This is a genomic window from uncultured Veillonella sp. (assembly GCF_938010505.1).
Classification (GTDB): Bacteria; Bacillota; Negativicutes; order Veillonellales; family Veillonellaceae; genus Veillonella.
In genome coordinates, this window is the sequence record NZ_CALLVP010000066.1 from 1 (window position 1) to 5,241 (window position 5,241).

Genomic DNA, 5,241 nt, shown 5'->3' on the forward strand with positions numbered 1-5,241 from the left:
AAAGAGGAAAAAAAAACTCTAAAAGTAGAAAATCACAACCTAGCACAACCAATCAGCAAGCAGGCGTAGTAGACCAAAATAGTATTTTCGTAGTTGGTGCCAATTATTTAATTGATCAATTCGAAAATAAATATGGTAACTCTAAAATTACTAATGTATCCTTCAAAGCACAAGATAAAACTGCCATCTATGAAGTAGCAGGTTTTAATAATACTAGTGGTGCCCATTCTTTGACTCTAGATGTGGCAACTGGTAATGTAACTGAAGGTACTCCTAAAGCATATGATGCATCTATGGAAGCTAGTGCTATTGATGCTGGAACAGTTATACCTCCACATGTGGCAATCAATGCAGCCTTCGTACAAACTGGCAACGTAGCAACGGGTATTAATGCGTGGTCCCTTACTAATCAAAATGGGAAACCGTTATATACCGTAGAGTTCCATGATGCACAAAATAAACCAGTATCTATTGTATTGGATGCTAAAACAGGGACAGTAGCGAAATAAGTTGATCTCGTATCCTATACCACTGTAAAGCAAACCCTTTTAAAACATGAACACTAAGCACTCAAAACTATACACACATAACATAAATACACTTACACACACAACACACAATAAACAACACACAAAAAAACACACACTATAAACACACACGCATAGCCCTCTGGATTGGATAGACAAACATTGACTCTCTCCTATGCCGTCTGTCGTTCAGAGGGCCCCTTATGAATTGTGGTTCCCTCCGAATCATAAGATTATATACTTGGTATATATACTCTCTCTCACAATAAGAACGTAACTGCTTTACAGCACGCTAGGTATAGGAGAGCAAGAAAGCCCGTATCACATGTAGACCGCTGCATGTGATACGGGCTTTTTTCGTAAGAAAATTTCTTTATATCAAATGGTAGATATAAGATTATACGTTTTTAGTAAAGGTAAAAAGAGCAGATGCTATAGGAAACATCTGCTCTTTTGTTATGAATATAGACTCTTATGAGGTCTAATATAATTGTTTTATATATATTGTCGCGGTACTCGTTCTGAGAATCCACAGAATATTTCGTATGGAATAGTAGAGGCAAGAGCGGCGATCTCTAGTGCAGAGATACTTTCATGGCCTTGAGAACCTAGAAGAACTACCTTATCGCCTGGTTTTACGGTAATCGTATCCGGAACGGAGACCATAAATTGGTCCATACAAATGCGACCTACTACAGGGCAACGCGTGCCATGAATCAGTACGGTGCCTCGATTGGATAAACTACGAGGATAGCCATCCGCATAGCCTACAGGGATTGTAGCAATCGTCATTGGCTCAGTTGTGACATAGGTAGACCCATAGCCTATACCTTCGCCAGCGGGTACGTGTTGCACGTGAACGACTTCACTATGAAAAGATAAAACTGGCTTTAAGCCCAATCGATTTGGCACATCAAGGGATGGCATGATACCGTATTGAATAATACCAGGACGTGCATCCGTAAATAAGCTGTCTTTGACAGATAAGAGACCTGCACTGTTGGCGAGGGAGAAGCGGTAATCTGCTTCTGGTCGGAATGCTCGAATTTCATCTACCATGCGATGAAATGTTTGCGCTTGGCTATGAGCATGTGATTGATCCGCCGCATCGGCATTGCTCATATGGGAGAAGAATCCGTCTATTTCAAGATTTTCGTAGGACTCAACGCGCTTGATAAATTCAATGGCATCTTCAGGCTTGATACCGATGCGATGCATGCCCGTATCAACGGCAACGGCAACGCGAATGATCATGTCATGATTATCGGCTACTTTATCGAGTGCTTCCAAGTCGGTAGATTCACAAACGGCAGGAATGGAATTCGTATCTGCCACAAGCTCAAATGATTGTGGTCTTGTGAGACCTAATAGATAAATAGGTACCATAATACCTGCGTTGCGAAGCGGTACAGACTCTTCTGGAATAGCAACGGCTAAGGATTCGTAACCTTCTTCCACCGCAATACGGCCCATCATAACGCTGCCGTGTCCGTAGCCATTGGCCTTGATGACAGCAGTGGACGTGCTCCATTCCGGTAAACTATCTTTAATTTTGCGCAAATTCTCGCGAACGAGACTTGTATTTATGGTCAAATAGGTAGGTCTCATGGTATTCCTCAATTCTATATAACATTACTCTTATTTTATAACTTTTGGGGAATTACACAATACTTTTGTGAAAGTTATATACAGAAAAATGATTTTTACTTTGAATTTTATAGGATTTATGAATATATTATATACAATAATTGTGAAAGTATACTAATTGATATGAATAGATATGTTACTTACAGTACTAATTCATAGTATTAAATTATATAAAAAATAGTATAATTTATATAGAAGTAGTATTACATATATTTGAGGCTATTCAATTCATATGCTATTTGCTTTTACTAGAAAGTAAGAAATAAATTTACAGGCAAAGGGCTGTGAGTTGTTGGCATGTATTAAACAAGACACATGGAATACAACATGTATGTAGGAGGTTCTCATGAGTGAACGTGTAGTAGTGGTAAACGCAAGTAAAATGAATTATGACCATGCATTAGATTTCTCTATATTATCTAATGATGTACAAGTTTATGATGACAGCACAAATGCTGAGATTATCGAACGCATTCAAGATGCTCGCGTAGTAGTAACAAAAGAGATTCCTGTTACTGCTGAGTTACTTTCACAATTTCCAGATACAGTAAAGCTCATCGTAGAAGCTGGCACGGGCTATAATAATATCGACCTAAATGCAGCAAAGGAAAGAAGCATCACTGTGTGCAATATTCCAGCGTACAGTACAGAACGTGTAGCACATACGGTAATTATGATGATCCTCAATTTTGCGTCTACAATGCAGCAACAAATCAGCATGCTTGCTAAAGGTGATCGCAGTAATTTCACAAAACATTTACAAGTGAGCCACACAGAAGTGAATGGCAAAACCTTAGGTGTTGTTGGTGCTGGTCATATCGGAATGGAAGTTATCAAAGTAGCAAAAGCACTTGGCATGAATATCTTGATTCATACACGTACACCAAAGGCTGATGGCGATGGTATTTGTTATGTAAGTCTTGATGAATTACTTGAAAATAGTGATTATATTACATTGCATTGCCCATTGAATGATCAAACTAAACATCTTATTAATAAAGAAACAATTGGTAAGATGAAACCTAATGCAGTCATCGTGAATACTGGTCGTGGTCCTCTCATTAATGAAGCAGACCTTTGTGAAGCATTAGCAGCCAAACGTATCGCTGGGGCAGGTCTTGATGTACAAGAGGTAGAACCACCAGTTGAGGATAGTCCTCTCTATACACTAGATAATGTTATCATTACTCCGCACATGGGTTGGAAAGGACTTGAAACACGTCAACGCTTGGTAGGAATCATTCGTGACAATGTACAAGCCTTCTTTAAGGGTGAACCAATCAATGTTGTATCTTGATAGAATTTAAATAATTATATAATAGGTTCTATAACGGCATGGAAGTAATTGTCTAATTTTGTAGGCGATTCTTTCATGCCGTTTTTTACCCACCATAACACCATTTCGACAAAACTACCTGAAATATGATTAATAATAAAGTCATCCGGTAGATTTGTATTTGCTTTACGGTCTTGATTGATGAAATATCCTTTCACCAACTCATTTAGATGATCTCTAAAATAGCGTAAAAAGATTTCGTTATTATCACTAGCTAGTAGTTCGAGGGTTTTATTTTCATTTTGCTGTAAATGTTGTAATAAATGACCAAATACTGAGACTGGGTAAATACTTTGTTGATAAAGCCCATGAGCATGAGGTAAATGATTAATACTATCTTTTATATGCAAAAATAAGTCTTCGCAGAGGGCTTCTAGTAATGCCTCTTTTGTGTCGAAATGAGCATAAAATGTGGTGCGTCCAATATCTGCGGCACTAATGATTTCCTGAACGGTGATTTTGTCATACGCCTTACTAGATAATAATTCGTTAAAAGCTATAAATATGGCTTTACGAGTTCTTTTCTGTCTACGATCCATATTAACTCCTGTCATACTTTTAGTACAAAACATCATATATGTTCCGTAATGAACATATGCGATGTTTTATATATTGTATTAAAACTATAGGTTGATACAATTAAAGTGAACAAAGTGTTCGTTATCGTAATTATTGTACTGTAAGTATAGTTATAATTCAATTCATATTGATAGTGAAAGTCTGATAAGGGGATTGCTGTATGGTACATCGAATACATGATATATTATCTGGTTTATATATGACGATTTTAGCGGGGCTATTTTTACTGCTTGATGGGATTCCGCATTTGATAGAGGAGTTTGGTGGACAAAGTCCGTTTCAAAATATATTCCCTTTCGAACCTTCATGGATTACCGTAGTTATTTGTGGTTTTCCTCTTGTGTATTTATCTATTCGAAGGATCGTATATAATAAGGGAATTAGTAAAATCTCATCGGCTCTGTTGATTTCCATGGCTATGTTTGCAGCTATTGCCATCGGAGATATATTTGCGGCTGGTGAGGTAGCGTTTATTATGGCTTTAGGCGCTCTCCTTGAAGAAGCAACTACCGAGCGAGCAAAAAAGGGGTTAAAAAAGTTAATTTCATTAGCACCTGTTAAGGGTCGTAAATTACAAGATAACAAAGAAATAATGATTTCCGTAGAGTCTATACAAAGTGGTGATTACTTACGAATCCTTCCGGGCGAAACGATACCTGTAGATGGGCGAATCATTAACGGTGAAACAACGGTAGATCAATCTATTATGACAGGAGAGTCTATACCTGTTGATAAAACAATTGATGATGATGTATTTAGTGGAACTATTAACTGTTTTGGTGCCATAGATATTATAGCTACTAAAGTGGGCGAAGATAGTTCTATTCAAAAAATGATTCAGCTTATTAGAAATGCGGAACAGAAACAGGCTCCGATTCAGCGTATAGCTGATACTGTTGCTAGTCGATTGGTTCCTATTGCATTGATGATTGCATGTATAGGCTATCTAGTAACTGGAAATATCATCGTCGGTGTTACTGTGTTGGTAGTATTTTGCCCTTGTGCATTGGTACTTGCTACACCTACTGCGGTTATGGCCGCTATTGGTCAAGCTACTAAACATGGCGTTATTATTAAATCAGGAGAAATTCTTGAAACTATGGGAAAAGTAGATACCATGGCATTTGATAAAACCGGCACATTAACACGTGG

Annotated in this window: 5 protein-coding genes; 3 read left to right on the top strand and 2 right to left on the bottom strand. The window is 37.8% G+C overall.

Features of this window, described 5'->3' with window-relative positions; genetic code table 11:
- Positions 1 to 509 (top strand): PepSY domain-containing protein (locus Q0507_RS03785; RefSeq protein WP_298712639.1); only part of this gene is annotated, 509 nt, incomplete at its 5' end.
- A 513-nt stretch (positions 510 to 1,022) separates the two neighbouring features.
- On the opposite strand, the gene alr is transcribed toward Q0507_RS03785, so the two are convergent.
- The gene (gene alr, locus Q0507_RS03790) at positions 1,023 to 2,135 is read right to left on the bottom strand and encodes an alanine racemase (protein WP_298712642.1); all 1,113 of its coding nucleotides are present in this window, start codon (positions 2,133 to 2,135) and stop codon (positions 1,023 to 1,025) included.
- Positions 2,136 to 2,520: 385 nt separating this feature from the next.
- Between alr and Q0507_RS03795 the strand changes: the two genes are divergently transcribed.
- A complete protein-coding gene (locus Q0507_RS03795; protein ID WP_298712645.1) occupies positions 2,521 to 3,471 on the top strand; it encodes a 2-hydroxyacid dehydrogenase in 951 nt (316 codons plus the stop codon).
- A 14-nt stretch (positions 3,472 to 3,485) separates the two neighbouring features.
- Here Q0507_RS03795 and Q0507_RS03800 read toward each other — a convergent pair whose 3' ends face one another.
- The gene (locus Q0507_RS03800; protein ID WP_298712648.1) at positions 3,486 to 4,049 is read right to left on the bottom strand and encodes a TetR/AcrR family transcriptional regulator; all 564 of its coding nucleotides are present in this window, start codon (positions 4,047 to 4,049) and stop codon (positions 3,486 to 3,488) included.
- 200 nt (positions 4,050 to 4,249) lie between these two features.
- Between Q0507_RS03800 and Q0507_RS03805 the strand changes: the two genes are divergently transcribed.
- The coding region (locus Q0507_RS03805) for a cation-translocating P-type ATPase (RefSeq protein ID WP_298712651.1) at positions 4,250 to 5,241 on the top strand (992 nt) is incomplete at its 3' end.

Bases quoted from the DNA above. Each gene is read 5' to 3' on its own strand.
- alr (WP_298712642.1), bottom strand. From the start codon at position 2,135: ATGAGACCTACCTATTTGACCATAAATACAAGTCTCGTTCGCGAGAAT.
- Q0507_RS03795 (WP_298712645.1), top strand. From the start codon at position 2,521: ATGAGTGAACGTGTAGTAGTGGTAAACGCAAGTAAAATGAATTATGAC.
- Q0507_RS03800 (WP_298712648.1), bottom strand. From the start codon at position 4,049: ATGGATCGTAGACAGAAAAGAACTCGTAAAGCCATATTTATAGCTTTT.